Below are 26,292 nucleotides of genomic sequence, written 5' to 3' on the forward strand. Positions count from 1 at the left end.
CCGCGCAGGGCAATCTAGGCGCTTGCCGCGGCGGGACAACCGCGGCCGGCGCGGCTCAGGCCGCCTCGGCCTCGGTGTCGCCGGCAGCTTCCGGCGTGGCGTCGCGCTTGGGGCGCGGGATCGCGATCAGCATGAACGCCGGCACGCTGTCGCCGAAGCCCTGCACCGCAGGGCCGAGGTCGTCACGGCGGTCGCGGCGATACTCCTCGCGCGGGCGCCGGTCTTCACGGCGCGGCTCGGGGCCGCGGTCGTGGCGGCGCGCATCGTCACGCCGGGGACCATCGCGCCGTGGCTCCGGCCCACGCTCCTCCCGCCGGGGCGCGGCGGCCTCGGCGGCGATGCGCTCGTCGCGGCCGCGCTCGCGGCCCTCGCGGCCCTCTCGGCGCGGTGCAGCATCGCGGCGGTCGTCGCGCCGGCCGCGATCCTCGCGCCCGTCACGCCCGCGGCCGCCCCGATCACCACCGCGGTCGCCGCCACGGCCCATCACCTTGCCGCCGCGGCCGCGGCGCAGCTTGGCACCCTCCGCGATCTCCTCCGGCGTCACCGGATCGAGGCCCTCGATCTCCATGCGCGGGATCGGCGTGCCCGTCAGCTTCTCGATCGCGGCGAGCGACTTCGCATCCTCCGGGCAGGACAGCGTGAAGGCGTGGCCTTCGCGCCCCGCGCGGCCGGTGCGACCGATGCGGTGCACGTAGTCCTCGGCGTGGAAGGGCACGTCGAAGTTGAACACATGCGAAAGACCGCCGATGTCGAGGCCGCGCGCCGCGACGTCGCTGCACACCAGCAGCTTGATGTCGCCGGCCTTGAAGCGGTTCAGCGTGGCGAAGCGCTGCGACTGGTCCATGTCGCCATGCAGCTCGCCGACGGAGAAGCCGTGCTTCTTCAGCGACTTGTAGAGGATGTTCACGTCGATCTTGCGGTTGCAGAAGATCAGCGCGTTCTGCACTTCCTCCTTCCGCAGCAGGCGGCGAAGCGCCTCCCGCTTGTCGTGCTCGCGCACCCAGACCAGGCCGGTGACGATGGTGGTCGCCACCGAAGCCGGGCGGGAGACGCTGATCTCCTTCGGGTTCGACAGGAACTGGTCCGCCAGCCGCCGGATCTCCGGTGCCATCGTCGCGGAGAAGAACAGCGTCTGCCGCATCTTCGGCAGGAAGGATACGATGCGCTCGACATCCGGGATGAAGCCCATGTCGAGCATGCGGTCGGCCTCGTCGATGACGAGCACCTTGCAATCCGCCAGCAGGATGCGGCCGCGGTCGAACAGGTCCAGCAGCCGGCCGGGCGTGGCGATCAGCACGTCCACGCCCTTCTCCAGCACATCGCGCTGGTCGTTCATGCTCTCGCCGCCGATCAGCAGCGCGTGGTTCAGGTTCAGGTGCTTGCCGTATTTCACGAACTGCTCGGCGACCTGCAGCGCCAGCTCGCGCGTCGGCTCCAGGATCAGGCTGCGCGGCATGCGCGCCTTGGCGCGCGACCCGGCGAGGATGTCGAGCATCGGCAGGGTGAAGCCGGCGGTCTTGCCCGTGCCGGTCTGCGCCACGCCCATCACGTCGCGGCCCATCAGGACGATCGGGATCGCCTGTTCCTGGATCGGCGTGGGGTAGAGATAGCCCGATTCGGCGACGGCACGCAGGATCGGCTCGGACAGGCCGAGATCGGCGAAGGTGGTCTTCGCGGCCTCCTCGGCGAGCTGCTCGTCCTCCGCGGTCGGACCTTCCTCGTCGTCGTCGGAGTCGTCGTCGGAGTCGTCGTCCTCGCCGTCGGCGCCGTCGTCATCCTCGCGGTCGTCGTCGTCGTCGCGGCCGTCATCCTCGTCCCGCGAGTCCTCCTCCCGCGACTCCGCGGCCGCCGCTGCGACGACAGGCTCCGCCCTCGGCTCCTCCGGAACCGATGCGGCGGCCTGCGATTCCGCGGGCGCCGCGACCTCGTGTTCCGGGGCGTCGGGGTTATGCTCGGTCTCGGCCGCGCGCGGGGCGGTCGCGTCGCTCTGTTCGGTCAAGTGCGGTCTCTGTCGGCCTCGTGCCTGGCGGCGCTGCGGGCCCGCGATAGGGCCTGCGCCGGCAGGATTGCCCCGCGGGCGCAATGGACGGCGCGCGGAGCCTGTGGGAACGCGGGGCATATGCGCCGAAGCGGCCCGAAAATCAAGCTTGGCGCCTTGCCCGGGCCGGGCAGCCGACCCAGGGTCGGCGCATGACCGCGACCCCCACGCTTCTCTTCCTGCCGGGACTGCTCTGCGATGCGCGCCTCTGGCGCGACCAGGTCGCGGCCTTCTCCGGCGACATCGCCTGCCGCGTCGCCGACCTTGCGCATGACGACAGCGTGGGCGCGATGGCGGCGCGCGCCTTGGCGTCCGTGCCGGGGGACGGCCCGATTGCCGTCTGCGGCCTGTCCATGGGCGGCTATGTCGCCTTCGAGGTCTGGCGCCATGCGCCGCAGCGGGTCGCGCGGCTGGCCCTGTTCGACACCTCCGCCCGCCCCGACACGCCGGAGCAGACCAGGCGGCGCCGCGCGCTGCTGGCGCTGTCCGAAAGCGGCATGTTCCGGGGCGTCACGCCGCGCCTGCTGCCGCAACTGCTGCATCCCGACCATCTCGGCACACCGCTTGCCGCGGACGTCATGGCGATGGCCGAGCGCGTGGGCCGTCCTGCCTTCCACCGCCAGCAGCGCGCGATCATGCACCGCCCCGACAGCCGCCCGGACCTGCCGCGCATCGCGGTGCCGACGCTCGTCGGCGTCGGCGAAGGCGACATCCTGACGCCGCCGCACCTGGCGGAGGAGATGGCGGCGGCGATCCCCGCCGCGCAGCTCGTCCGCTTCGCCCACGCCGCCCACCTGCCCTCGATGGAGCAACCCGAGGCGGTGACGGCTGCGCTCCGCGATTGGCTCGCGCGATAGCTACCCCAGGCAGCGCAGGAACAGCACCGAGGGATGCACCTGCTCGCCGACCTCGGCGGGCGTGCGCGTGGCGGGGTCGGACAGCCGCGGCTCCACCCGGTTCTGCCGCAGGAACTGCAAGGCCTCGCTACCCTTCACGGCGAAGTTCACGTTCTGCGGGATGTCGCCGGTCTGCTGCGCAACGCGCTGCGCGTTCAGCTTCGAGACGATGACGCCCACCACATTGCCGCCGAGGTCGAGCAGCGGCCCGCCCGAATTGCCCGGCTGCACCGGCGCGCTGATCTGGTACTGCTGCTGGTTGTCGCGCAGCCCGGCCAGCGCGGAGATCTCGCCCGTGGTCAGTGTCGGGCCCGAGGAAAGCAGGCCGGCCAGAGGGAATCCATAGGTCACGACGTTCTCGCCACGGCGAAGGTTGCCTTCGCGCCGGAAAGCCAGCGGCGGCCCGGCCTCGTTCGGCACCTCCAGCAGCGCCAGGTCGCGATTGCGGTCGGTCGCCAGCACGCGCGCCGTCAACTCGCGGCCATTGGCGGTGCGCAGCCGCACGCCGCGGCAATCATCCACCACATGGAAGTTGGTCAGCGCCCGCCCGGGTGCGACGACGAAGCCGGTGCCGGTGGACAGCGTCCGGCCGGTGCCGCCGGGCGGCGTGGGCGGCGGCGCGCCCGGCTTGCCTGCGACGGCGGGGGCCGGCGCCGTGGCCAGCGGCGGCGGCTTGGCGGAGGGCAAGGGCGGGAAGGCCGCCGGCGCAGGCTGCGCCCGCGGCATGTTGGATGGCGGCGGCTTGCCCGGCACGTCCTGCGCCAGGGCGGCGCCGGCAGCCAGGCCGATCATCAGGGCAGGCAGGAGGGCGTTGCGGCGCATCGTGAGGGAACCATGCCGAGAGCGAAGCATCACGGTCAATCGTGGCGGATGTTCGTTACTGTCAGCCTTCCTGCCGCCGCGTCACAGCAGCCCTTCGCGCCGGAACGAAAGATGCCGCCCGTTGCCGATGATCAGGTGGTCGTGCAGCACGATCCCGAGCGCGGCGGCGGCAGCCTTCACCTCCGCCGTCATCTCGATGTCGGCGCGGGACGGTGTCGGATCGCCGCTCGGGTGGTTGTGCACCAGGATCAGCGCGGTCGCGCCGAGTTCCAGCGCGCGCTTCACCACCTCCCGCGGATAGACCGGCGTGTGGTTGACGGTGCCGCGCGCCTGCGCCTCGTCCGCGATCAGCCGGTTCTTCGTATCCAGAAAGATGACCCGGAACTGCTCGATCGGCTCCCGTGCCAGCGCTGCGGTCAGGTAGGCGAGCAGCCTGTCCCAGTTGTTCAGCACCGGCAGTTCCTGCGCCTCGGTGCGCAGCATAGCGAGTGCCGCGGCCTGCGCCGCCTTGATGGTGCCGGCGGCGCCGGGGCCGACGCGCTCCACCTCCTGCAACTCCTCCGGCCGGGCGGCCAGCACGCGGGCCAGGCTGCCGAAGCGGGCGATCAGCGCCTTGGCGACCGGCTTGGTGTCCTGCCGCGGATAATTGGCGAACAGCAGGACCTCCAGCACCTCATACTCGGCCAGCGCCTCCGCGCCGCGCGCCAACAGGCGTTCGCGGATGCGCTCGCGATGGCCGAGATGGCCAGGCGCTGGCTCCGGCCCGGGCGTGCCAAAGACCGCCTCGGGCGCGAAGTCCAGCAGGTCGGGTCCGGCCTCCGCGAATTGCCTTGGTCTGCGCGCCATGCACGCGCAGCCTGCACGGACCCAGGCGGATATTCAACCAGTGAGCGTCGTTTCCGCGCCCTTGATGACCAGCCTGCCCCAGCCGAGCCCGCAGTGGCGCGGCGACCCCTTGGGCCGGGCGAATCGCACGATGCCCGGTCGAAGCGCCGCGATCGCGGCGAAGGCATGTGCCTCGACGAGAACGGATGCAGCGCGCAGCAACTGGAGCGTCACGCCGTGCGGCGCGGCGATCAGGCGCGGTAGGGCGGGCGGTGCAGCCCGGCGGGCGAGACTGTGAAGATCTCCACCCCGTCCTCGGTCACGCCGACCATGTGCTCGAACTGCGCGGAGAGGGAGCGGTCGCGCGTCACGGCCGTCCAGCCGTCGTCCAGGATCTTCACCTCCGGCCGCCCGGCATTCACCATCGGCTCCACGGTAAAGAACATGCCGGGCTTCAGTTGCGGGCCTTCGCCGGGGCGGCCGAAATGCAGCACGTTCGGCGGCTCGTGGAAGCGGCGCCCGATGCCGTGGCCGCAGAAGTCGCGCACCACGGAGAAGCGGTTCTTCTCGACGAAGGCCTGGATCGCGTGGCCGATATCGCCGAGCGTCGCGCCTGGGCGGATCGCCGCGATGCCGCGCATCATCGCCTCATAGGTCACGTCCATCAGCAGCCGCGACTTGGTGGAGGCCGTGCCCGCCACGTACATGCGGCTGGTGTCGCCATGCCAGCCATCGAGGATGACGGTGACGTCGATGTTGACGATGTCGCCCTCGGCCAGCACGCGCTCGCCCGGGATGCCGTGGCAGACCACGTGGTTGATCGAGGTGCAGGAGGACTTCGTGTAGCCGCGATAGCCGAGCGTCGCCGGCGTCGCGTGGTTCGCAACGACGAAGTCATGGATGATGCGGTCGATCTGCTCGGTCGTCACGCCGGGCTTCACATGCGGCGTGATCATGTCGAGCGTCTCCGCCGCCAACTGGCCGGCGCGCCGCATGCCCGCGAAATCCTCGGGGCGATGGAGGGTGATGCGGCGGGCCTCGCCGCTCTGCTGTTCCATTCTCTCTAAGAAATCCGGGCGCGGTCTCGGGAACCGGCCGAAGATGCGCGTCGGCCCCTGCCATTGCAAGGCGCGAGGCGGCAGGGCGGCCATGCACGCGAGGGGCGTGCGATTGTCTCAATCTTAAGACGGCGCGTGGCAGGGAGGGGCAATCCGCAAGGAAGGTTCGCCCGATGGTCTCCTGCACGCCCCGCTCGCTCCTCGGCCCGGTCCGCCGCGCCGTGCAGGCCAAGGTGGCCGGGACGGGCTGCTGCTGCGCAGGCGATGGCGCGACGCCGCAGGCTGACGCCCTTCAGCCCGGCCGCTCGCCGGTCTTGCGCTCCACCGTGCCGAGCGCCTCGGCCAGGCGATGCGTCGCGCTGCCGGGGCGCGCGGGCTTCTGCTGGCTCTCATGCGGTGCCCAGGCCGTCAGCATCAGCAGGCGCAGGCTGGGCGTGATGCCCTCCGGCCCCTGTGGCAGCGCGGCGGCGGCCATCGGGAACAGGGCGCGCGGCGGCGTCCGGCGATCGGCGGCCAGCGTCGCATTCGCCTCCCCCGCGGCGCGGAGGTCGCGGAACAGGCCGAGCGCGGTCCGGTAGGCGATCGGCACCTCCTCCTGGTCCGCCACCGGCAAAGCGAAGCCGGCGCGCTGCAGCAGCCCGGCAGCGTCGCGCAGATCGGGGAAGGGAGACACGCGCGGCGAGATGCCCCCGCGCAGCGCTGTCTCCGATTCCGCCAGCGCCGTGCGCAGCGGCTGCAGGGTCCCGAGCCCCGGCAGGGATGCCAGGAAGAGACCGTCCGGCGCCAAGGCCCGGCGGATCTGGATCAGCGCGCCAGGCAGGTCGTTCACCCAGTGCAGCGAAAGGCTCGCCACGATCAGGTCGAAGCTCGCGGGCGCGAAGGGCAGGACTTCCTCATCCGCCGAGACCGGCAGGCCGCCGCCATGCTCCGCCATGGCCGGCGACAGGTCCGCCGAGACCACGAACGGAATTCCTCGCGCGGCCAGGCGCGGCGCGATGGCCCCGCGCCCGCCCAGGTCCAGCGCGCGCGCGAAGCGCCGTGTCGTGTCGTCCAGCCGGTCGAGCAGCCTGTCCGCGCAATCCTCCAGGATCGGCGCGACGGCGCCGACCGTCCGCGCCGCCCGGTCGCGCCGCAGCCGCACCAGGCGGCGGTCGAAGACCTGCATCGGATCGGGGCCTGGCATGCCGGGCAGATGCGCCCGCTTCGCCAGCGGGGCAAGGCGGAGTAAGCTTTGCTCCGGAAGGCTCTGGCGGCCCGATGACCGGAGGGGTGTCAGCCCCGCCGGTCTGAATCGGCCCGCCCGACAGGCATAGGGAGTGCCAAGATGAACGCCACCGATGTCACCGCGGCCCGAACCGCCGCCGTTGCATCCACCGTGGACCGCATTCGCGCCATCGAGGCGAGGGAGGGCGTCACCCGCGCCTCGCTCTCGAAGATCCGCGACGAACTGCTGAAGCTCGCCGCGCAGGAGCACCTGTTCCCCTCCGCCAACTTCCCGCCGCCGCCGGAGGGCCAGAAGGGCTCGAACCGCTACCTGCTGCAGGAGGATCCGGGCAACCGCTTCGCGCTCTACATGAACGCGCTCAATCCCGGGAACACGACCAAGCCGCATGACCACACCACCTGGGCCGTCGTCGTCGCGGTGGACGGGCAGGAACTGAACAAGGTCTATGAGCGCACCGATGACGGCTCCGACCCGGAGAAGTGCGCGTTGCGCGTGCGGGAGGAGGTCATGGTGGAGCCCGGCCGCGGCATCTGCCTGATGCCGGAGGACATCCACTCCATCCACACCACCGGCAGCGTGCCCACGCGACACCTGCACATGTATGGCCTGGCGCTGGAGAAGCTGGACAACCGCAAGGGCTACGATCCGGAGACGGGCGCGGTCGTGCCGTACAACAAGAACTTCATGAAGCCCACCGCGACCGCGAAGGCCTGAACCCCATGGCTGCCCCGCGCGTCGCGCCGGCGACGCTCAAGGCCTGGCTCCGGGATGGCGCCGAACTCGCCATCCTCGATGCGCGGGAGGAAGGCGAGTTCAGCACCGGGCACCTGTTCTGGGCGGTGCCCTGCCCGCTGTCCGTCGCCGAGCTGCGCGCCCCCGCCCTGTTGCCGCGGCGCGACGTCCGCGTGGTCTGCACCGATGCCGGCGAGGGCCACGCCGACCGCCTCGCCACCGTGCTGAACGGCATCGGATGCCCGAACACGCATGTGCTCGAAGGCGGCACCGCAGGCTGGGTCGCGGCCGGCTACGAGCTGTTCTCCGGGATCAACGTGCCGTCCAAGGCCTTCGGCGAATGGGTCGAGCATCACTACGGCACGCCCTCCGTCGATGCGGCGGAGCTGCACGCCCTGCAGCAGGCCGGCACGGATCTGGTCGTCGTGGACAGCCGGCCGCTGCCGGAATTCCGCAACATGTCGATCCCCGGCGCCATCAACGTGCCTGGCGCCGAGCTGGCCTATCGCGTGCCATCCCTCGTCACGCGGCCGGACACGCTGGTGGTGGTGAATTGCGCCGGCCGCACGCGATCGATCCTCGGCGCCGAGAGCCTGCGCCAGGCGGAGTTGCCGAACCGCGTGGTCGCGCTGCGCAACGGCACGATGGGCTGGGAGCTGGCGGGCTTCGCCTGCAACCGCGGACGGGAGGAGCGCTATCCCGCCGGCACGCCCGCCGATGCGGAGGCAAGCCTTTCCCGTGCGCGGCGCTTCTCGTCGCGGCAGGGCGCGAAGGTGATCGACCTGGATGGCCTGCATCGGCTGCGCGCGGAGACGCGGCATACGACCTACCTCTTCGACGTGCGCGATCCCGCCGAGTTCGCGGCGGGACACCTGGCCGGGGCCCGCAGCGCCCCGGGCGGGCAGCTCGTGCAGGCCACCGACCAATGGGTGGCGGTGCGGCATGCGCGCATCGTCGTGGCGGACGACACCGGCACCCGCGCGCACATGACGGCGGGCTGGCTGCGCCAGCTCGGCGGCTGGGAGGTCTTCGTGCTGGAAGGGGCGATGGCCGGACGGCAGGAAACCAGCCTGCCGCCCACCCTGCCGCCGGCGACGCCGCGCGTCTCGGTGGCGGAGCTTGCAGCGCTGCTCGGCGAAGGCGGTGCGAGCGTGGTGGATCTCGGCCGCTCGCTCGCCTTCCGCGCGGGTCACATCCCCGGCGCGGTCTGGGGCGTGCGCACCCGGCTGCGCGGCATCGCGGCGAAGCTGCCGACCGACCGGCGCGTGGTGGTGGTGGCGCCCGATCCGTCCCTGGCGGCGCTCGGCGTGGCGGAGCTGCGCGGGCTGGTGCCGATGCCCGTCGCGGCGCTTGAGGGCGGCACCGCCGCCTGGGCCGAGGCCGGATTCCCGATCCATGCCGACCGGAACGATCCGCCAGACGAGGCCTGCGTGGATGCCTGGCTCCGCCCGTATGACCGCAACCACGGCGTGGAGCAGGCGATGCGCGCCTATCTGAGTTGGGAGGTGGAACTGGTCCGCCAGATCGAGCGCGACGGCGACGCGAAGTTCGGGCAGTGGTGAAGCGAACCCATAGCGCCGCCCTCTCCCTCCCCCGCAGTGCGGGGGGTTCGACGCACCGCTTCGAACGCCGAAGTTGCGGCGGCCTGCCGCCGCATACGCAGGCTGGTCGGGGTGGGGGCAGCGCCGCCTGAATCCGGCGCGGCAGGTCTTCCACCGCCTGGGCGGCGCCGTCCTCGACGCGCTGCTGCCGCCGCACTGCCTGACCTGCGACAACCCGGTGGAGCGGCAGGGCACGCTCTGCGCCACCTGCTGGCGCGACCTGCACCTGCTCACCCCGCCCTTCTGCGCCTGCTGCGGCGTGCCCTTCCTGCATGCTGGCCAGGCCGGGCCGGGCGGGCTCTGCCCCGCCTGCCTGGAACGGCGCCCGGTCTACCACGTCGCCCGCGCCGCGTTCCGCTACGACGCGGGCGCGAAGCGCCTGCTGCTGCCCTTCAAGCATGCCGACCGCACCGACCTCGCCGCCACCCTCGCCGGCCAGATGGCGCGCGCGGCGCCGGATCTTCTGGCGCGCGCCGATCTGCTGGCGCCGGTGCCGCTGCATTGGCGGCGTCTCGTCTCGCGCCGCTACAACCAGGCGGCCCTGCTGTCCGGCGCCCTGGCGCGACATGGCCGCAAACCCTGGATTCCGGACCTCCTGCGCCGCACGCGTCCGACGCCGAGCCTCGGCGAACGCGGCGCGGCGGAGCGGGCGCTGCTGGTGGAGGGCGCCTTCGCGGTGCGGGCTGCGGCGCGTGCGCGCATCGCCGGAAGCCGCGTGCTGCTGGTGGACGACGTGATGACCTCGGGCGCCACGGTGGAGGCCTGTGCCGAGGCCCTGCTCGCCGCCGGCGCCCGGGCCGTGGATGTGCTCGCTGCCGCCCGCGTGCCGGACCCGCGGCTCGAGGGCGGGCGCCCTTGACGGCGGCCGCGCGCGGCGCGACCTGAGGGCGCATGGCCAAGGTGGAAATCTACGTCCAGGACTTCTGCCCGTACTGCGCGCGGGCGGTGTCCCTGTTCCAGAAGAAGGGCGTTCCCTTCGAGGAGATCTACGCCCCGCACGGCTCCGCCGCGCGGAGGCAGGCGATGGAGCGTTCCGGCGGGCGCACCACCGTCCCGCAGGTCTTCATCGACGGCCGGCATATCGGCGGGTCGGACGACCTGCTGGCGCTGGACCGCAAGGGCGGGCTGGACCCGCTGCTGGCGGGGTGACCGGGTGCTGGCACTCGCCAAGGCAGAGTGCCAGGCCATATAGTGTCACAGGGCCGCCACAGGCGGCTGCCAGGGTGCCGGGATGATCCACTACAAGCTGCGCTGCGACGCGGGACACGAGTTCGAGAGCTGGTTCCAGGACAGTGCCGGCTTCGAGAAGCTGGCGCAGGCCGGGCTGGTCGAATGCGCCGTCTGCGGCAGCACGCAGGTGTCGAAGGCGCTGATGGCGCCGGCCGTCGTTTCCAGCCGCAAGAAGGCGAAGGCGCCGAAGGTCGAGGCGCCGCCCGCCGCCGCCGCGGTGCCCGCGCCGCCGGAGGGCGCGCAGCGCGTGGCGGCCGGCCCGATGCCGCCGCAGATGATCGCCATGCTGCAGCGCCTGCGCGCCGAGGTGGAGAAGAGCTGCGACTACGTCGGGAAGGACTTCGCCGAGGAGGCGCGGAAGATTCATGCGGGCGAGGCTGAGGCCCGCGGCATCTACGGCGAGGCCACGGACGCCGAGGCCGAGGCCCTGGCCGAGGACGGCATCGAGGTCGCACGCCTGCCCTGGGTGCCGCGCGCGGACGGGTAAGCTAAAATATCTCGTCTTTGTCGTCCTGAGTAAACGATAATTTCTTTCGAGGTGCGGTTGTTGGACCGACGGCGGTCCCGCTTACTGATAGCATCTTTGAAGCGCTTGACGCCGTCAGTAGCGGGAGATGCGTCAGCTTTTGTTGCAACGCCTCTCCCTCACTGACCAAGCGGCGTAAGGTCCCGTTCGCATCGACTAAGTCGCGTTCAAGCAAATCGAGTCGAATTACAACGCCGGGCGCGTGCGGGATATCATAGGAGGTCTTTTCTTCATCAAGAACTAGACAACAATCCCCGGAAGATATACTGAACCCCCCTGATTTGCGACAAAATCGACTTGCTAAAAACAAGCCGAATCCGCTATTCCTCCACATATCATTTTTATTTTGTCGATGCAGTCGATCGGGTGATCCGGACACTCCAGGCAAGAGCGCAAAGTGAATAGCATCGCGCGCGCAATTTATTTGCAAACTGGAATTTCTTCTCAACGAACATTCAATTCCTACGCCGGTATCGCTAAGAGCTACTTGTATTCGCTTCTGGCTCGGCCAATACTGTCCGCAGATATAGAATGCGCGGGCGTTGCTGTGCTCAAAGACATTACGTATCATTTCCCGCAGAGAGAATCTCAGTAACTGATGGACATCTATCTTCGCCTCGTTGTTCCTGAAGAGGAGATCGACAAGGGTGCCCGCGTAAGTCGAGATGGCAATTCCAATTTCTTCTGAGTTATTGCGCGCTTTGCGTAGTAGTTGCCGAACTGGGACACGTGTAATCGCGATATAATTATCGTTCTGCCTAGTTTCGCGAAGTTCTTGGCGCCTGCCTTCTAGGTAATCCATCAATCGAAAATGCCGAAAATACCCTGCCGACGCAGCAGGAAAATTGACGAAATCCAGCTTTACGTCCCTGTATAGATGTCTAAAATATGTGACCCTATGGCCCAGCAATAGCATGTTGAATGGACGCGTAAAACGCCATCGCGCTGCATCTATAGTAATGTGTTCATGATTAGAATTTTCATATAGCTCCTCTATAAATTCGGCCGTACCGCGCAGCGTCGAAATAGGAGGGGCTTCGATGATGACTGACATTGCTTACTCTCTCTTGGCCGCGACCAAGTAGTTGACGCCGAGGTCCCGCGTCTCCCGCCAGCGCCCCGTCAGCGGATCCATGCTCATCCCCGCGAGATCGGTCACCGCCAGCCCCGCGCGGCGTAGCCCCGCGCCGAGCTCGCCCGGTGTGACGAACATCCGCCAGTCATGCGTGCCAACCGGCAGCATCCGCAGCACGTATTCCGCCCCGACCTTCGCCATCAGGAAGGACCGCGCCGTCCGGTTCAGGGTGGAAAGCAAAACCTGCCCCCCGGGCTTCGCCAGCGCCGCCAGCGCGCCGAGGAAGGCCGCGCGGTCCTCGACATGCTCGATCACCTCCAGCGCCACCACCGCATCGTATCTTTTGTCCGTTGCCGCCAGGTCTTCCGGCGTCCCCTCCTGATACCCGATCTCCAACCCGCCGGCCGTCGCATGGGCACGCGCCGCCTCCAGCGCCTCGCCGGCCGCGTCCAGGCCGGTGACCCGTGCCCCCATGCGGGCGAAGCTTTCGGAGGCGAGCCCGGCGCCGCAGCCGACATCCAGCAGGGTGAGCCCTGACAGGTCCCGCCCGGTCCGCCCATTCGCCTTCGCGATCCGCTCCGCGATCCAGCCGGTGCGCAGCGGGTTCATCCGGTGCAGCGGGCGCATCGGCCCGTCCGGGTCCCACCAGCGATCCGCCAGGGCGCCGAACTTCCGGATCTCCGCCTCGACCGCCGTGCCTGTCATGCCTGCTCCCGTTCCGCCGCCGGTTGCCCGGCGCACGCGTCGCGTTTATCTGGGCGCCCCCGGCGGGGCGCAACAGGCGGCCCCGTCCCAACCCCTTTGCGCCCCGCGCGTCGGCAAGGCCCCCGGATCCAGGCATGGCCCGCATCGTGATGAAGTTCGGCGGCACCTCCGTCGCCGACCTCGACCGCATCCGCAACGTGGCCAACCGCGTCAAGCGCGAGGTGGAGGCCGGCAACGAGGTGGCCGTGGTCGTCTCCGCCATGGCCGGCGCCACCAACCAGCTGGTGAAATGGTGCTCCGACCTGTCGCCGCTGCACGATGCGCGCGAATACGACGTGGTGGTCGCCACGGGCGAGCAGGTGACGATCGGCCTTCTCGCCATTGCGCTGCAGACCATCGGGGTCGATGCCCGGTCCTGGCAGGGCTGGCAGATTCCCATCGTGACCGATGCCGCGCATGGCAAGGCGCGGGTCGAGAGCATCGACGGCACGCTGCTGATCGAGCGGATGCAGGAAGGCCAGGTCCCGGTGATCGCCGGCTTCCAGGGGCTGGAGCCCGGCCGCAACCGGATCACCACGCTCGGCCGCGGCGGGTCCGACCTTTCGGCGGTGGCCGTGGCCGCTGCGGTGAAGGCCGATCGCTGCGACATCTACACCGATGTGGATGGCGTGTACACGACCGACCCCCGCATCGTGCCCCGCGCGAAAAAGCTCGAGAAAATCAGCTACGAGGAGATGCTGGAACTCGCCTCGGTCGGCGCCAAGGTGCTGCAGACGCGCTCGGTCGAGCTCGCGATGAAGCAGCGCGTGCGCGTGCAGGTGCTTTCCAGCTTCGAGGACAAGCCAGGCAGCCTGGTCGTTGACGAGGACGAGATCGTGGAACAGCCCATCGTGTCCGGCATCGCCTATTCGCGCGACGAGGCGAAGGTGACGCTCCGCCGCGTGCCCGACCGGCCCGGCATCGCCGCGCATGTGTTCGGCCCGATGGCCGCCGCCAACCTGAACGTGGACATGATCGTCCAGAACATCGGCGCCGACGGCACCACGGACATGACCTTCACCGTCGGCCGCGCCGACCTGCCGCGCGCCAAGGACCTGCTGGAGAAGCAGCGCGCGGATATCGGATACGAGGCGCTCGTGACCGATGCCGAGGTCGCGAAGATCAGCGTGGTCGGCATCGGCATGCGCACCCATGCCGGCGTCGCCTCCACCATGTTCAAGGCGCTGGCCGAGAAGGGGATCAACATCCAGGTGATCTCCACCTCCGAGATCAAGGTCAGCGTGCTGATCCCCGTGGACTACACCGAACTCGCCGTCCGCGCGCTGCATACCGCATACGGCCTGGACGGGCCGGAGGCGCCGTCCCGCGGCGAAGGCTGACCGCGATGGACGCTGCCTTGCCGCAGGGTGCGGCACCGCCGGATTGGGCGCTGGCGGAGATCGACGCGCTGATGGCGCGCGGCGCCGCCTTCTTCGGCAGCCGCTATGCCATCATGGGCGGGGCGATGTCCTGGGTGAGCGAGCGCCACCTGGTCGCCGCGCTGTCCAATGCCGGCGCCTTCGGCGTGATCGCCTGCGGCGCGATGGAGCCGCCGCGCCTGGCCGAGGAGATCGCCGCGACCCAGGCGATGACGGACAAGCCGTTCGGCGTGAACCTGATCACCATGCATCCGCGGCTGGACCAGCTCGTCCAGACCTGCCTGGAGCACAAGGTCGGGCACATCGTCTTCGCCGGCGGCATCCCGCCCGGCGCGGCGATCAAGGCGGCCAAGGATGGCGGGGCCAAGGTGGTCTGCTTCGCGCCCGCGCTCGCGCTGGCCAAGAAGCTCGTGCGCTCCGGCGCCGATGCGCTGGTGATCGAGGGCAGCGAGGCGGGCGGGCATATCGGCCCGGTCAGCCTGAACGTGCTGGCGCAGGAGATCCTGCCGCATATCCGCGACGTCCCGGTCTTCGTCGCCGGCGGCATCGGCCGGGGGGAGGCGATCCTTGGCTATCTGGAGATGGGGGCGTCCGGCGCGCAGCTCGGCACCCGTTTCGTCTGCGCCACGGAGTCCATCGCCCATCCGAACTTCAAGCGTGCGTTCATCCGCGGCGCCGCGCGCGACGCCCTGCCCACGGTGCAGCTCGACGAGCGCTTCCCGGTGATCCCCGTGCGCGCCCTGCAGAACGAGGGCACCAAGCGCTTCCTGGAGCACCAGGCCGAGACCATCCGGCGCTTTCTGGCCGGCGAGGTGGAGAAGGCGGCCGCGCAGCTCGACATCGAGCATTACTGGGCCGGCGCGCTCCGCCGCGCAGTGATCGACGGTGATGTCGAGAACGGGTCCCTGATGGCGGGCCAGAGCGTGGGCATGGTGACGCGCGAGCAACCGGCGGCGGAGATCGTGCAGGAGTTGATCTGGCAGGCGGCGACCGCGCTCGCAGCGCGGCGTCGCGCGTCCTGATTGTCTGAAAGCATGACGCGTGTCACCCAAATGATACTGAACGATTTCCCGACGATTCGGTTTGCGGACAGCCGGTTCGCGCGGTAGGTGTCGGTGCCGTGCCCTATGATCTGAAGCGCATCCCGAGACAGGCCGAGGACAGCGGCGCCGAAGCCGCGCGGATCGGCGACGCCCTCCGCGAGGCCCGATTGGCGCTGGGCCTTTCCATCGAGGACGTTGCGGCCCAGTTGCGCATCCGCCGCCCGCATCTTGAGGCGCTGGAGGAAGGCCGCGTCCGCGACCTGCCCGGCGTCGCCTATGCCGTCGGCTTCGTCCGCACCTATGCCGCCGCGCTCGGCCTCGATGCCGATGAGGTCTCCCGCCGCTTCCGCGAGGTTGCGGGGCCGGCCGCGGCAAAGCCGAAGCTCGTCTTCCCCGAACCCGTGCCCGAACGCGGCATGCCGGCCACCACCGTGATCCTGACCGGCGCGGCCATCGCCATCGGCGCCTATGTCGCCTGGTTCAACTGGTCGAGCGGCGGCGACCGCGTGGTGGATGTGGTGCCCCCCGTGCCGCCCCGGCTGGAGACGGCGGCGGAGCAGGGTCGCGCCCAGTTGCCCGGCCGCGACCTGCCGCCACGGCCGGAGCCGGGCTCGCTGCCGCTGGCCGCCCTGCCGCCGCCCGGCGGGCTGCCGACGCCGACGCATGGCGCCAACACCTCCGCGCAGGCCGCCACCATGCCGGCGGCGGTGTTGCCTCCGGCCGCGCCCGCTGTTCCGACTGCCGCAGCGCCGGAGCAGCCGGCGTCATCCGCCGCGGCGCCGATCCCCGGCGTGCCGGAGGGCACCCGGATCGTGCTGCGCGCGCGGGCCAACAATCCGGAAGGCGCCTGGGTCCAGGTGCGCGATCCCCGCGGTGGGCGCGTGCTGGTGAACCGCGTGCTGCGTCCGAACGAGGTCTGGGCGGCGCCGCTGCGCGAGGACCTGCTGCTCGACACCGGGAAGGCCGACGGCCTGGAGATCCTGGTGGACGGCCAGCCCCAGCCGACGCTGGAAGGCCTGGTCGGCGTGCGGCGCAATATCGCCCTCGACCCGGAACGGCTTCGCCAGCGCCTGGTACCGGCCACCGCCGCGGCCACGCCGCGGAACTGAGCCCTGGTCGCGCGGCGCCCCCTGTGACGGCGCCGCCCGGGGCCATATGCTTGCGGCGCAGCGGCCCGCCGGGTTGGGCCTGACGCAAGGAAAGGCCGGATGTCCTATCGCCCCTACCAGCAGATCCTGCGGCGCAAGTCCCGGCTGATCCATGTCGGCAGGGTCCCCGTCGGCGGCGATGCGCCGATCAGCGTGCAGACCATGACCAACACGCCGACCGAGGACGCCAAGGCGACGATCGAGCAGATCCGCCGCTGCGAGATGGCCGGCGCCGATATCGTCCGCGTGTCGGTCCCGACGGAGGAAAGCACCGCGGCGCTGCACGAGATCGTGCGCGAGGTAAACGTGCCGATCGTGGCGGACATCCACTTCCACTACCGCCGCGCGATCGAGGCCGCCGAGGCCGGCGCCGCCTGCCTGCGCGTCAACCCCGGCAACATCGGCACCAAGGACCGCGTGAAGGAGGTGGTGAAGGCGGCCCGCGACCATGGCTGCTCGATCCGCATCGGCGTCAACGCCGGCTCGCTCGAAAAGCACCTGCTGGAAAAATACGGCGAGCCGAACCCGGAGGCGCTGGTGGAAAGCGCGCTGTGGCACGCCGCGCACCTGCAGGAACTCGACTTCCACGAGTTCAAGATCAGCGTGAAGGCGTCCGACGTCTTCCTCGCGGTCGCCGCCTATCAGCAGCTGGCGGAGGCCTGCGACCACCCGCTGCACATCGGCATCACCGAGGCCGGCGGCAAGCGCGCCGGCACGGTGAAATCCGCGATCGGGCTCGGCTCCCTGCTCTGGGCCGGCATCGGCGACACGCTGCGGGTGTCGCTGAGCGCGGAACCGGAGGAGGAAGTCTCGGTTGGCTGGGAGATGCTGAAGTCGCTGCATCTGCGCCATCGGGGGGTGAAGGTGATCTCCTGCCCGTCCTGCGCGCGGCAGGGTTTCGACGTGATCCGCACGGTGGAGAAGCTGGAGGAGCGTCTGGCGCATATCGACCAGCCGATCAGCCTTTCCATCATCGGCTGCGTGGTGAACGGCCCGGGCGAGGCGCTGATGACCGATATCGGCCTCACGGGCGGCGGGGCAGGCACGCACATGGTCTATGGCATGGGCAAGACCAGCCACACCGTCAGGACCGAGGAGATGGTCGAGCATATCGTCGGCCTGGTCGAGGCCCGCGCCGAGGCCATGAAGGCGGCCAAGGCCGCCGCGGTCGAGCAGCAGGCGGCGGAGTGAGGTGAGCGGCCTTTCCGCAGCCGCGCTGATCGTCGCGCGGCTGCGCCCACCGCCGGTGCCGGGGCTGGACGAGGATTTGGCACACCGGGATTGGGCCGTGACGCGGCTGGGCTGCGTGCTGGCGATCCAGCTGGTGCTGTTCGTGGTCCTGACCCTGGCGGTGCGTTGACGGAGGAATTCGGCGATGCACCCCGAGATCCTCCGCCACAAGGATGCCATCGCCGAGCTCTGCCGGCGCTTCGGCGTGACACGGCTGGAGGTCTTCGGCTCCGCCGCGCGCGGCGAGGATTTCGACCCGGCGCGCAGCGACGTGGACCTGCTGGTGGAGTTCACGCCGGAGGCCCGGTTCGACTTCGCGGGCTTCGGCGACTTCAAGGACGCGCTGGAGGCCGAGCTTGGCCGCCCGGTGGACCTGCTCGACCGTGCCGCGATCGAGCAAAGCAGGAACTACATCCGGCGCGCGAACATCCTCGGCGATGCCGCGCCGATCTATCCGGGCTGACCTGCGATGGCGAGGCCGGAGAAGGGCGATCCCGGCTTCCTGCTCGACATGCTGCTGGCGGCGGAGGACGCGATCGGCTTCGTGGCAGGGATGGACGAGGCCGCCTTCCGTGCGAGCGCCCTGCATCAGGCGGCGGTCCTTCGCTGCGTGTCGGTGATCGGCGAGGCAGCCAACCGGGTGTCGAAGGAGTTTCGCTCCGGCACGTCGCAAGTGCCGTGGAAAGCCGTGATCGGCATGCGGCACAAACTCGTCCATGACTATGCAGAGGTTCGGCTGGATGTCGTCTGGCGTGTCGTGAGCGTCGAACTCCCAGCGCTCGCCGCTGCCCTGCGCCCCTTGGTGCCGCCCGAGCCGCGCTAGGTCGCCGCCCCCCTTGCCCCGCGTCGCGCCGCGCGACACAACCCCGCCCTATGGCCAGCCCGCTTCAGCCCGTCCGCGGCACCCGTGACCTCATCGGCGACGATTTCCGCGCGCATCACCATGTGGTCGAGACCGCGCGCCGCGTCTCCGCGCTCTACGGCTTCGAGGAATGGTCCACGCCGATCTTCGAGGACACCCGCGTCTTCAGCCGCGGCCTGGGCGACACCTCCGACGTCGTCTCCAAGGAGATGTATTCCTTCGTCGACCGCGGTGGCGACTCCATTACCTTGCGCCCCGAAGCCACGGCGGGGCTGTGCCGCGCGCTGGTCTCGAACGGCCTCGCCCAGTCCAACCTGCCGCGCAAGGTGTTCTACACCGGCCCGATGTTTCGCTACGAGCGGCCGCAGAAGGGGCGCTACCGGCAGTTTCACCAGATCGACGTGGAGGTGCTCGGCGCCGCCGAGCCGCTGGCCGACGCCGAGGTGATCGCCTGCGGCTGGGACGTGCTGAACGCGCTCGGCATCGCCGATGGCGTGGTGCTGGAGATCAACACCCTCGGCGACACGGAAAGCCGCGACGCCTACCGCGCGGCGCTGGTGGCCTATCTCTCCGATCACCGCGCGTCGCTGTCCGAGGACAGCCAGGTGCGGCTGGAGAAGAATCCCCTGCGCGTCCTGGATTCCAAGGACGAGACCGACAAGCGGATCGTCGCCGGCGCGCCGGTGATGCGCGACCACCTGACCGCCGACGCCGCGCGCTTCTACGAGAAGGTGCTGGGCTATCTCGCGGGCTTCGGCGTGCCGTTCCGGCAGAACGACCGCATCGTGCGCGGCCTCGACTACTACAGCCACACCGCCTTCGAATTCGTCACCGACCGGCTCGGCGCGCAGGGCACGGTGCTGGGCGGCGGCCGCTACAACGGCCTGGTCGAGGAGATGGGTGGCCCGCCCACGCCCTCCGTCGGTTGGGCCGCGGGGATCGAGCGCCTGGCCATGCTGCTCGCCGCGCCGCCGTCGGCGCCGCGCCCCGTCGCCGTGATCCCGGTGGCCGAGGCGCAGGAAGCCGAGGCGCTGGCGCTGGCGCAGCGGCTGCGCGCCGCTGGCGTCGTCACTGAGGTCGCCTACAAGGGCAACCTCAAGCGCCGCATGGAGCGCGCCAACAAACTGCACGCGCGGGCCGCGCTCATTCTCGGCGAGGACGAGGTGGCCGAAGGCGTCGTGCAGTTCCGTGACCTCGATGCCGGGGCGCAGGAGCGGCTGAGCCCTGACGAGGCGGTCAAGCGCCTGCGCGCATGAGCCTGCCCCAGAAACTCGACCGCCTGCTGAACCGCGCCGACGAACTGCGCCATCAGCTCAACACCGCCGATGGCGCGCAGGTTGGCGCGATCTCGCGCGAGCTGTCGGAACTCGATCCGCTGGTCGAGAAGGTGCAGGCCTACCGCGCCGCCGAACGCGCGCGAGACGAGGCGGAGGCGATGCTCGGCGACCCCGAGCTAAAGGAGCTGGCCGAGGCCGAGTATCTCGACCTCAAGGACCGGCTGCCGGCGCTCGAACGCGAGATCAGGCTGATGCTGCTGCCGCGCGACATCGCCGATGAGCGCAGCGCGATCCTGGAAATCCGCCCCGCCGCCGGCGGCGACGAGGCCGCGCTCTTCGCCGCCGAGCTGTTCGGCGCCTACCAGCGCTACGCCGCCCGCCAGGGCTGGCGCTTCGAGGTGCTGGACTACGATGAGAGCGACCTCGGCGGCGTGAAGGGCGCGACGGCCAGCATCGAGGGCCGCGGCGTCTTCGCGAAGCTGAAATTTGAATCGGGCGTGCATCGCGTGCAGCGCGTGCCCGCCACCGAGAACCAGGGCCGCATCCACACCTCCACCGTCACCGTCGCCGTGCTGCCGGAAGCCGAGGATGTGGACGTGCAGGTGAACGAGGGCGACCTGCGCATCGACACCTACCGCGCCTCCGGCGCCGGCGGCCAGCATGTGAACAAGACGGATTCCGCCGTGCGCATCACGCACATCCCCACCGGGATCGTGGTCGCGATGCAGGAGGAGAAGTCGCAGCACAAGAACCGCGCCAAGGCGATGAAGGTGCTGCGCGCCCGGCTGTTCGACGCGGAGCGCACCCGCCTGGACTCTGCCCGCGCTGCCGATCGCAAGGGCCAGGTCGGCACCGGCGACCGGTCCGAGCGCATCCGCACCTACAACTTCCCCCAGGGCCGCGTCACCGACCATCGCATCGGGCTCACCATTCACAAGATCGACCGCGTGATGCTCGGCGAGTTCGACGAGGTGATCGAGGCGCTGGTCGCCGAGGACGAGGCCGCGCGGCTCGCTGCCGACGCGGAATAGGGCGCGCATGGCCTGCGATCCCGGTGAGACCATCGGCGCCTTCCTCTGCCAGGCCGGCCAGATCCTGCGCGCCGCCGCCATCGAGAACCCGCGCCTCGAAGCACGCCTGCTGCTCGGCCACGCCCTGGGCGCGACGCCGGAGCAGCTGATCCGCGACTCGCGCGCGCCCGTGCCGCCAGACGCCGCTGCGCGGTTCCACGCGGCGATCGCCGCCCGGCTGGATGCCACGCCGGTCGCCCACATCCTCGGCAGCCAGGGCTTCTGGACCCTGGACCTGGCCGTCTCCCCGGCCACGCTGATCCCCCGCCCCGACAGCGAAACCCTGGTGGAGGCCGCGCTCGACCTGTTTCCCGATCCGGCCGCGTCGCTGCGGGTGCTCGATCTCGGCACCGGCACCGGCTGCCTGCTGCTGGCCGTGCTGGCGGAGCGGCCGAACGCCGTCGGGATCGGGGTGGACCTGATTCCGGAGGCCGCAGCCCTCGCCGCCGCGAATGCCCGTCGCAGCGGCCTGGACGACCGCGCCGCTTTCCTGGCCGGGAACTGGGACGCCGCGCTGTCCGGCCGCTTCGACCTGGTCCTGTCCAACCCGCCCTACATCGAATCGGGCGCCATTGCCGGCCTGATGCCCGAGGTTGCCCGGCATGAGCCGCGTTCGGCCCTGGATGGCGGGCCGGACGGTCTGGGCGCGTATCGGCTTCTGGTCGCAGCCCTGCCGCGGCTCCTGCAGGCCGGCGGGGCGGCGGTGCTGGAGCTCGGCACCGGCCAGTTGCCGGCCGTGGAGGCCCTGGCGCGGGAAGGCGGACTGGTCGTGGACTCCTGCCGCCCCGACCTTGCCGGCACCCCCCGGGCGCTGGTCCTGCGGGCGGGCGAGAAAAAATGCATTGGCGAGGAGGCGCCGGCGCATTAGGTTGCGCTCTGCGGCCCGGGGTGCATGAATGCGCCCAGGTAGCGCCGGCCCCGCGGAGGGGTATCGGCTCCCCCGGAACGGGGGCGCCCTTGCGGAACCGGCGGCCGCAGCGACGCAACCCGATGAATCCGCGTTCCCGGTCGGGGTCATGCCTGCCCGTGGCCGCCTTTTGCGAGACGGCGATCGTCCGAAACATGAACATGAAACGCATGCGCAGCCGCGGCAGCCATCGGCACGGAGGCGGCGGTGGAGGCGGCGGCGGCGGCGGTGGCGGAGGCTACCGTCACAGCGGCGGGCACCAGCCGCTCAACCGCAACCACGTCTTCGACAGCAATGGCCCCGATGTCCGCATCCGCGGCACGGCGCAGCAGCTCTTCGAGAAATACCTGCAGCTGGGACGCGATGCGACCGGCGCCGGCGACCGGGTGATGGCGGAGAGCTACTTCCAGCATGCGGAACACTATTTCCGCATCCTCAACGCCATGAACCAGGCCCAGCAGCAGCAGGGCGGCCAGGCGCCGCATCACCAGCAGCGGCGCTACCAGAACGGCCCGGAGCAGGAGGGCGGCGAAGGCGGCTCCGACCAGCCCGAGGTCAATGGCCACGCCAACGGCCATGCGCTGGAAGGTGAGCCCGGCCCCGCCCCAGCCGAGGAAGGCACCGACCGGAGCTGAGCCCTTGTCCCTCCCCCGGATGTGGGGGAGGGCGAAGGGCTCCGTCGGGCGGCGGACCCGGCAAGCCGCGTCGCTGGCGCGGCAGGGTGCCGGCACACCCTGCCGGCGCGTGGATCTACCCGACCACTTCCAGCGCGTCGCCCACCGCGACCGTCCCGCCTTCCAGCACGGTCGCATACACGCCCATATCCGCGTGGCCGTACTGCTTGCGCAGCCACAGCGGCGGCTTGGCGTCGCGCTCGGCGGTCTCGGGGTTCACCTCGGTCGCGGCGCAGCGCTGCGTGCGCTTGAACACCCTCAGCCGCGCCTTGCCGAGCAGCAGCTCCCGCCCGACCCAGTCCAGCTCCTCGAAGGCGGCGCCGCCGGAGAACAGCAGGTTGGCCCGGAAGCGCAGCGGATCCAGCGCCATGCCTGCCCGCTCGCCGAGATCCGCGATCGAGGCGAGGCCGATGATCGAGACGGCCTTGTCCGGGATATCCGTGAAGGCATGGCCCGGCACCTCCGCCAGGGTGAGCGCGCCGCGCGCATCCTCGCCCATAAAGGCCGTGAGCCACGCCTGTGCGGCCTGCCTGCCCTCCGCCGTGCGGAGATCGGCGGCCAGCCGTGACTCCCCCGCCTGCAGCAGCAGGACGTCCCAGTGTGGGTCGTAGGCGGCATGGACCGCGGCGATCCCGGCATTCACCGCCAGGCAGGCGAAGTTGCGCTTCGGCAGCCATTTCGGCGCGGCCGGATCGAAGGCGCTGTCGCCTTGGGCGAAGGCGAAGCGCCGGTCATGCGGCAGGCCCTGGCCCTCCGTCAGTTCGACCGCTTCCATGTATTCGGGCGAAAGGCCCTTCACCGGGTAGCGTGCAATTTTCTCGACGCGCATCCGCGCTTCCCTTGAATCGGCCCAGGTTCGCATACCATTTTTCGATCCAACAGGTGATCCTTCCGTCGCCCGATCGGGGGCGGGAGGCACCACAGTTCCGCTCACGAGAGGGATCTGAGGATGGACATAGAGAAATTCACCGATCGCGCCCGCGGCTTCCTGCAGGCCGCGCAGACGATTGCGATCCGCGACTACCACCAGCGCATCACGCCCGAGCACCTGCTGAAGGCGCTGCTCGATGACGAGCAGGGCGCCGCGGCCGGGCTGATCCGCGCCGCCGGCGGCGATCCCGCGCGCGCCAAGGCAGCCATCGAGGCCGACCTGGCGAAGCAGCCCAAGGTCTCGGGTGGCGGCGCCGGCCAGCCGCAATTCACCCCCGAAGTCGTGCGCGTGCTCGACGCCGCACAGCAGCATGCGCAGAAGGCCGGCGACGAGTTCGTCGCGCAGGATCGGCTGTTGCAGGCGCTCGCCGCCGTGGACAGCCCCGCCGCGCGCGCACTCCGCGCCGCCGGCGTGCAGCTGCCCGCGCTGGAGAAGGCGGTGACGGAGCTGCGCAAGGGCCGCACCGTGGACAGCCAGAACGCCGAGGAGCAGTTCGACGCGCTGAAGAAATACGCGCGCGACATCACGCAGGCGGCGCGCGAGGGCAAGCTCGATCCGGTGATCGGCCGCGACGAGGAGATCCGCCGCACCATCCAGGTGCTGGCCCGCCGCACCAAGAACAACCCCGTGCTGATCGGCGAGCCCGGCGTCGGCAAGACCGCCATCGTCGAGGGCCTTGCGCTGCGCATCGTCAAGGGCGACGTGCCGGAGGCGATCAAGGACAAGCGCGTGATGGCGCTGGACCTCGGCGCGATGGTGGCCGGCGCGAAGTATCGGGGCGAGTTCGAGGAACGCCTGAAGGGCGTGCTCAAGGAGGTCGAGCAGGCCGCCGGCGACATCATCCTCTTCATCGACGAGATGCACACGCTGGTCGGCGCGGGCAAGGCGGATGGCGCGATGGACGCCTCCAACCTGATCAAGCCGGCGCTCGCCCGCGGCGAGCTGCACTGCGTCGGCGCGACGACGCTCGACGAGTACCGCAAGCATGTCGAGAAGGACGCGGCGCTGGCCCGCCGCTTCCAGCCGGTCTTCATCGGCGAGCCGAGCGTGGAGGACACGATCAGCATCCTTCGCGGCATCAAGGACAAATACGAGACGCATCACGGCGTGCGCATCACCGACAGCGCGCTGGTCGCGGCCGCCACGCTGTCCAACCGCTACATCACCGACCGCTTTCTGCCGGACAAGGCGATCGACCTGGTGGACGAGGCGTCCTCGCGCCTGCGCATGCAGGTGGACAGCAAGCCCGAGGAACTCGACGCCGTCGATCGCGACCTGACGCGCCTCAAGATCGAGCGCGAGGCGCTGAAGAAGGAGCAGGATGCGGCGAGCCGCGACCGGCTGCAGAAGCTGGAGAAGGAGCTCGCCGAGATCGAGGAGCGCTCGCGCGAGCTGACCGCGCGCTGGGACGCCGAGAAGGGCAAGGTCCAGGCGACGCAGAAGGCGAAGGAGGAGCTCGACAAGGCGCGCACCGAGCTCGAGCTCGCGGAGCGCAAGGGCGACTACGCGCGCGCCGGCGAGCTGAAGTATGGCGTGATCCCCGGGCTCGAGCAGCAGATCGCTTCCGCGGGCGATGGCGACGGGCGGCTGGTGAACGAGGCGGTGACCGAGGAAGGCATCGCCGCAGTCGTTTCGCGCTGGACCGGCATCCCGGTCGAGAAGATGCTGGAAGGCGAGCGCGCGAAGCTCCTGCGGATGGAGGACGTGCTGCGCAAGCGCGTCGTCGGGCAGGAGGAAGCGCTGGAAGCGGTCTCCAAGGCGGTGCGGCGCGCGCGCGCCGGCCTGCAGGATCCGAACCGCCCGATCGGCAGCTTCCTGTTCCTCGGCCCGACCGGCGTCGGCAAGACCGAGCTGGTCAAGACGCTCGCGAACTTCCTGTTCGACGACGAGCGCGCGATGACGCGCATCGACATGTCGGAATACATGGAGAAGCACAGCGTCAGCCGCCTGATCGGCGCACCGCCCGGCTATGTCGGCTACGACGAGGGTGGCGCGCTGACGGAAGCGGTCCGGCGGCGCCCCTACCAGGTCATCCTGTTCGACGAGATCGAGAAGGCGCATGACGACGTCTTCAATGTGCTGCTGCAGGTGCTCGACGACGGGCGGCTGACCGACGGCCAGGGCCGCACGGTGGACTTCCGCAACACGATCATCGTGCTGACGAGCAACCTCGGCAGCCAGGCGATCGCGGAACTGCCGGAAAGCTCCGACATCGACGCCGCACGTCCCGCGGTGATGCGCGCGGTGCGTGAGCGCTTCCGGCCGGAATTCCTCAACCGGCTGGACGAGATCGTGCTGTTCCGGCGCCTGGCGCGCGGCGACATGGCGGCGATCGTGGACATCCAGCTCGAACGCCTGCGAAAGCTGCTGGCGGATCGCAACATCACGCTGGAACTCGACGAGAGCGCGCGCGAGTGGCTGGCGGAGGCCGGCTACGATCCGACCTATGGCGCGCGTCCGCTGAAGCGCGTGATCCAGCGCAGCCTGCAGGACAGGCTGGCAGGCCTGCTGCTGGAAGGCACCATCCGCGACGGCGAGCGCCTGTTCGTCACCGCCGGCCCGGATGGGCTGGAGGTGCAGCCGGCGGTGGGCGACTCCCAGCGCGCGGCGGCTTGAGCCCAGCGGCGCGCGTCAAGCATGCAGCATCGGATGGCTGCCATGACGCTCGCCGCATGGCAGCGCGTTGACAGGCTCGGAGCGGGCCCGTAGAAGCCCGCTCCACCGACGGACCCCACGGTTCGCCGGTTCGCCGAAAAGGCAGGGCTTGAAAACGGCGGCTTCGGCCGCTATCTTCGTCGCCCTCGCCACGGATCGGCGAGATCCCATCACCGATGAGGTGGTGCCCCTGGTTGGGCGACCTGCCCGGGGTCAGGGACTTGTTCTTTCAAACTGTGCATCGGCGAGGGGAGTATAGCTGGTTACCTTATTCGGACTGTGTGTGCCTGAGAGGGTGCGCGCGGTGGGAAGGGTGGCCGGATGGAGATGTTGGTGTTTTTGAG

The 26,292-nt window shown here is 70.2% G+C and carries 26 protein-coding genes; 18 read left to right on the forward strand and 8 right to left on the reverse strand.

The window, feature by feature from the left end; all coding sequences use genetic code 11:
- Window positions 1-55: 55 nt before the first annotated feature.
- Window positions 56-1,648 carry a DEAD/DEAH box helicase gene (locus E4T13_RS19540; RefSeq protein ID WP_408906395.1) on the reverse strand — a complete coding sequence of 531 codons (1,593 nt, stop codon included), beginning with the start codon at window positions 1,646-1,648 and terminating at the stop codon, window positions 56-58.
- A 542-nt stretch (window positions 1,649-2,190) separates the two neighbouring features.
- Between E4T13_RS19540 and E4T13_RS19545 the strand changes: the two genes are divergently transcribed.
- A complete protein-coding gene (locus tag E4T13_RS19545) occupies window positions 2,191-2,895 on the forward strand; it encodes an alpha/beta fold hydrolase (protein WP_137179933.1) in 705 nt (234 codons plus the stop codon).
- Here E4T13_RS19545 and E4T13_RS19550 read toward each other — a convergent pair whose 3' ends face one another.
- The 4 genes from E4T13_RS19550 to E4T13_RS19565 all read right to left on the reverse strand — a co-directional run bounded on the left by E4T13_RS19550 (window position 2,896) and on the right by E4T13_RS19565 (window position 6,822).
- Window positions 2,896-3,756, reverse strand: a complete 861-nt coding sequence (locus E4T13_RS19550) for a S1C family serine protease (RefSeq protein WP_306768503.1) — start codon at window positions 3,754-3,756, stop codon at window positions 2,896-2,898.
- A gap of 81 nt (window positions 3,757-3,837) precedes the next feature.
- Entirely contained in the window at window positions 3,838-4,602 is a 765-nt protein-coding gene (radC, locus tag E4T13_RS19555; protein WP_137179934.1) for a RadC family protein, read from the reverse strand.
- Window positions 4,603-4,832: 230 nt separating this feature from the next.
- Window positions 4,833-5,639, reverse strand: coding sequence for a type I methionyl aminopeptidase (gene map, locus E4T13_RS19560; protein ID WP_137179935.1), 807 nt, complete (start codon window positions 5,637-5,639; stop codon window positions 4,833-4,835).
- Window positions 5,640-5,931: 292 nt separating this feature from the next.
- Window positions 5,932-6,822, reverse strand: coding sequence for a methyltransferase domain-containing protein (locus E4T13_RS19565; protein WP_137179936.1), 891 nt, complete (start codon window positions 6,820-6,822; stop codon window positions 5,932-5,934).
- Between the two features lie 141 nt (window positions 6,823-6,963).
- On the opposite strand from E4T13_RS19565, the gene E4T13_RS19570 reads away from it, so the two are divergent.
- The 5 genes from E4T13_RS19570 (at window position 6,964) to E4T13_RS19590 (ending at window position 10,914) form a co-directional block, all read left to right on the forward strand.
- Complete coding sequence (locus E4T13_RS19570) at window positions 6,964-7,578, forward strand: cysteine dioxygenase (protein ID WP_137179937.1); 615 nt, start codon at window positions 6,964-6,966, stop codon at window positions 7,576-7,578.
- A gap of 5 nt (window positions 7,579-7,583) precedes the next feature.
- The gene (locus tag E4T13_RS19575; protein ID WP_137179938.1) at window positions 7,584-9,158 is read left to right on the forward strand and encodes a rhodanese-like domain-containing protein; all 1,575 of its coding nucleotides are present in this window, start codon (window positions 7,584-7,586) and stop codon (window positions 9,156-9,158) included.
- Between the two features lie 73 nt (window positions 9,159-9,231).
- A complete protein-coding gene (locus tag E4T13_RS19580; RefSeq protein ID WP_240791204.1) occupies window positions 9,232-10,056 on the forward strand; it encodes a ComF family protein in 825 nt (274 codons plus the stop codon).
- A 32-nt stretch (window positions 10,057-10,088) separates the two neighbouring features.
- A complete protein-coding gene (gene grxC, locus E4T13_RS19585; protein WP_137179939.1) occupies window positions 10,089-10,346 on the forward strand; it encodes a glutaredoxin 3 in 258 nt (85 codons plus the stop codon).
- Between the two features lie 82 nt (window positions 10,347-10,428).
- Window positions 10,429-10,914 (forward strand): DUF1178 family protein, encoded by a 486-nt coding sequence (locus E4T13_RS19590; protein ID WP_137179940.1) that lies wholly within the window; start codon window positions 10,429-10,431, stop codon window positions 10,912-10,914.
- Between the two features lies 1 nt (window position 10,915).
- On the opposite strand, the gene E4T13_RS19595 is transcribed toward E4T13_RS19590, so the two are convergent.
- A complete protein-coding gene (locus E4T13_RS19595; RefSeq protein ID WP_137179941.1) occupies window positions 10,916-12,007 on the reverse strand; it encodes a hypothetical protein in 1,092 nt (363 codons plus the stop codon).
- 3 nt (window positions 12,008-12,010) lie between these two features.
- Window positions 12,011-12,733 (reverse strand): bifunctional 2-polyprenyl-6-hydroxyphenol methylase/3-demethylubiquinol 3-O-methyltransferase UbiG, encoded by a 723-nt coding sequence (gene ubiG / locus E4T13_RS19600; protein ID WP_137179942.1) that lies wholly within the window; start codon window positions 12,731-12,733, stop codon window positions 12,011-12,013.
- Window positions 12,734-12,867: 134 nt separating this feature from the next.
- Here ubiG and E4T13_RS19605 point away from each other — a divergent pair, with 134 nt between their 5' ends.
- The 11 genes from E4T13_RS19605 (at window position 12,868) to E4T13_RS19650 (ending at window position 22,323) form a co-directional block, all read left to right on the forward strand.
- Window positions 12,868-14,112 carry an aspartate kinase gene (locus E4T13_RS19605; protein ID WP_137179943.1) on the forward strand — a complete coding sequence of 415 codons (1,245 nt, stop codon included), beginning with the start codon at window positions 12,868-12,870 and terminating at the stop codon, window positions 14,110-14,112.
- A 71-nt stretch (window positions 14,113-14,183) separates the two neighbouring features.
- Window positions 14,184-15,173: a nitronate monooxygenase family protein gene (locus E4T13_RS19610; RefSeq protein WP_240791219.1), complete on the forward strand. Its 990-nt coding sequence runs from the start codon at window positions 14,184-14,186 to the stop codon at window positions 15,171-15,173.
- Window positions 15,174-15,271: 98 nt separating this feature from the next.
- Complete coding sequence (locus tag E4T13_RS19615) at window positions 15,272-16,303, forward strand: helix-turn-helix domain-containing protein (RefSeq protein ID WP_137179945.1); 1,032 nt, start codon at window positions 15,272-15,274, stop codon at window positions 16,301-16,303.
- 99 nt (window positions 16,304-16,402) lie between these two features.
- Entirely contained in the window at window positions 16,403-17,533 is a 1,131-nt protein-coding gene (gene ispG, locus E4T13_RS19620; protein ID WP_137179946.1) for a flavodoxin-dependent (E)-4-hydroxy-3-methylbut-2-enyl-diphosphate synthase, read from the forward strand.
- 1 nt (window position 17,534) lies between these two features.
- A complete protein-coding gene (locus tag E4T13_RS29960; protein ID WP_170985086.1) occupies window positions 17,535-17,702 on the forward strand; it encodes a hypothetical protein in 168 nt (55 codons plus the stop codon).
- A gap of 15 nt (window positions 17,703-17,717) precedes the next feature.
- Window positions 17,718-18,035, forward strand: a complete 318-nt coding sequence (locus E4T13_RS19625) for a nucleotidyltransferase family protein (protein ID WP_137179947.1) — start codon at window positions 17,718-17,720, stop codon at window positions 18,033-18,035.
- A 6-nt stretch (window positions 18,036-18,041) separates the two neighbouring features.
- Window positions 18,042-18,395 carry a DUF86 domain-containing protein gene (locus E4T13_RS19630; RefSeq protein ID WP_137179948.1) on the forward strand — a complete coding sequence of 118 codons (354 nt, stop codon included), beginning with the start codon at window positions 18,042-18,044 and terminating at the stop codon, window positions 18,393-18,395.
- Between the two features lie 50 nt (window positions 18,396-18,445).
- Window positions 18,446-19,690 carry a histidine--tRNA ligase gene (gene hisS, locus E4T13_RS19635; protein ID WP_137179949.1) on the forward strand — a complete coding sequence of 415 codons (1,245 nt, stop codon included), beginning with the start codon at window positions 18,446-18,448 and terminating at the stop codon, window positions 19,688-19,690.
- A complete protein-coding gene (gene prfA / locus E4T13_RS19640) occupies window positions 19,687-20,742 on the forward strand; it encodes a peptide chain release factor 1 (RefSeq protein ID WP_137179950.1) in 1,056 nt (351 codons plus the stop codon). The genes hisS and prfA overlap by 4 nt, the downstream gene beginning before the upstream one ends.
- Before the next feature lie 7 nt (window positions 20,743-20,749).
- Entirely contained in the window at window positions 20,750-21,649 is a 900-nt protein-coding gene (prmC, locus tag E4T13_RS19645; RefSeq protein WP_137179951.1) for a peptide chain release factor N(5)-glutamine methyltransferase, read from the forward strand.
- A 194-nt stretch (window positions 21,650-21,843) separates the two neighbouring features.
- On the forward strand, window positions 21,844-22,323 hold the full coding sequence (locus tag E4T13_RS19650) for a DUF4167 domain-containing protein (RefSeq protein ID WP_137179952.1): 480 nt from the start codon (window positions 21,844-21,846) through the stop codon (window positions 22,321-22,323).
- 115 nt (window positions 22,324-22,438) lie between these two features.
- Here the strand turns inward: E4T13_RS19650 and E4T13_RS19655 are convergent, their stop codons facing one another.
- Window positions 22,439-23,191 carry an MOSC domain-containing protein gene (locus tag E4T13_RS19655; protein WP_170985087.1) on the reverse strand — a complete coding sequence of 251 codons (753 nt, stop codon included), beginning with the start codon at window positions 23,189-23,191 and terminating at the stop codon, window positions 22,439-22,441.
- Window positions 23,192-23,311: 120 nt separating this feature from the next.
- On the opposite strand from E4T13_RS19655, the gene clpB reads away from it, so the two are divergent.
- Window positions 23,312-25,909, forward strand: a complete 2,598-nt coding sequence (clpB, locus tag E4T13_RS19660; RefSeq protein WP_137179954.1) for an ATP-dependent chaperone ClpB — start codon at window positions 23,312-23,314, stop codon at window positions 25,907-25,909.
- Window positions 25,910-26,292 lie beyond the last annotated feature (383 nt).

It is taken from the genome of Roseomonas sp. AR75 (assembly GCF_005222815.1).
Lineage (GTDB): Bacteria > Pseudomonadota > Alphaproteobacteria > Acetobacterales > Acetobacteraceae > Falsiroseomonas.

Bases quoted from the DNA above. Each gene is read 5' to 3' on its own strand.
- prmC (WP_137179951.1), top strand. From the start codon at position 20,750: ATGGCCTGCGATCCCGGTGAGACCATCGGCGCCTTCCTCTGCCAGGCC.
- E4T13_RS19590 (WP_137179940.1), top strand. From the start codon at position 10,429: ATGATCCACTACAAGCTGCGCTGCGACGCGGGACACGAGTTCGAGAGC.
- map (WP_137179935.1), bottom strand. From the start codon at position 5,639: ATGGAACAGCAGAGCGGCGAGGCCCGCCGCATCACCCTCCATCGCCCC.
- E4T13_RS19570 (WP_137179937.1), top strand. From the start codon at position 6,964: ATGAACGCCACCGATGTCACCGCGGCCCGAACCGCCGCCGTTGCATCC.
- E4T13_RS19610 (WP_240791219.1), top strand. From the start codon at position 14,184: ATGGCGCGCGGCGCCGCCTTCTTCGGCAGCCGCTATGCCATCATGGGC.
- prfA (WP_137179950.1), top strand. From the start codon at position 19,687: ATGAGCCTGCCCCAGAAACTCGACCGCCTGCTGAACCGCGCCGACGAA.
- E4T13_RS19625 (WP_137179947.1), top strand. From the start codon at position 17,718: ATGCACCCCGAGATCCTCCGCCACAAGGATGCCATCGCCGAGCTCTGC.
- E4T13_RS19650 (WP_137179952.1), top strand. From the start codon at position 21,844: ATGAACATGAAACGCATGCGCAGCCGCGGCAGCCATCGGCACGGAGGC.
- E4T13_RS19565 (WP_137179936.1), bottom strand. From the start codon at position 6,822: ATGCCAGGCCCCGATCCGATGCAGGTCTTCGACCGCCGCCTGGTGCGG.
- E4T13_RS19550 (WP_306768503.1), bottom strand. From the start codon at position 3,756: ATGCGCCGCAACGCCCTCCTGCCTGCCCTGATGATCGGCCTGGCTGCC.
- E4T13_RS19545 (WP_137179933.1), top strand. From the start codon at position 2,191: ATGACCGCGACCCCCACGCTTCTCTTCCTGCCGGGACTGCTCTGCGAT.
- grxC (WP_137179939.1), top strand. From the start codon at position 10,089: ATGGCCAAGGTGGAAATCTACGTCCAGGACTTCTGCCCGTACTGCGCG.
- E4T13_RS19655 (WP_170985087.1), bottom strand. From the start codon at position 23,191: ATGCGCGTCGAGAAAATTGCACGCTACCCGGTGAAGGGCCTTTCGCCC.
- hisS (WP_137179949.1), top strand. From the start codon at position 18,446: ATGGCCAGCCCGCTTCAGCCCGTCCGCGGCACCCGTGACCTCATCGGC.
- E4T13_RS19595 (WP_137179941.1), bottom strand. From the start codon at position 12,007: ATGTCAGTCATCATCGAAGCCCCTCCTATTTCGACGCTGCGCGGTACG.
- E4T13_RS19605 (WP_137179943.1), top strand. From the start codon at position 12,868: ATGGCCCGCATCGTGATGAAGTTCGGCGGCACCTCCGTCGCCGACCTC.
- E4T13_RS19575 (WP_137179938.1), top strand. From the start codon at position 7,584: ATGGCTGCCCCGCGCGTCGCGCCGGCGACGCTCAAGGCCTGGCTCCGG.
- ispG (WP_137179946.1), top strand. From the start codon at position 16,403: ATGTCCTATCGCCCCTACCAGCAGATCCTGCGGCGCAAGTCCCGGCTG.
- clpB (WP_137179954.1), top strand. From the start codon at position 23,312: ATGGACATAGAGAAATTCACCGATCGCGCCCGCGGCTTCCTGCAGGCC.
- radC (WP_137179934.1), bottom strand. From the start codon at position 4,602: ATGGCGCGCAGACCAAGGCAATTCGCGGAGGCCGGACCCGACCTGCTG.
- E4T13_RS19630 (WP_137179948.1), top strand. From the start codon at position 18,042: ATGGCGAGGCCGGAGAAGGGCGATCCCGGCTTCCTGCTCGACATGCTG.
- ubiG (WP_137179942.1), bottom strand. From the start codon at position 12,733: ATGACAGGCACGGCGGTCGAGGCGGAGATCCGGAAGTTCGGCGCCCTG.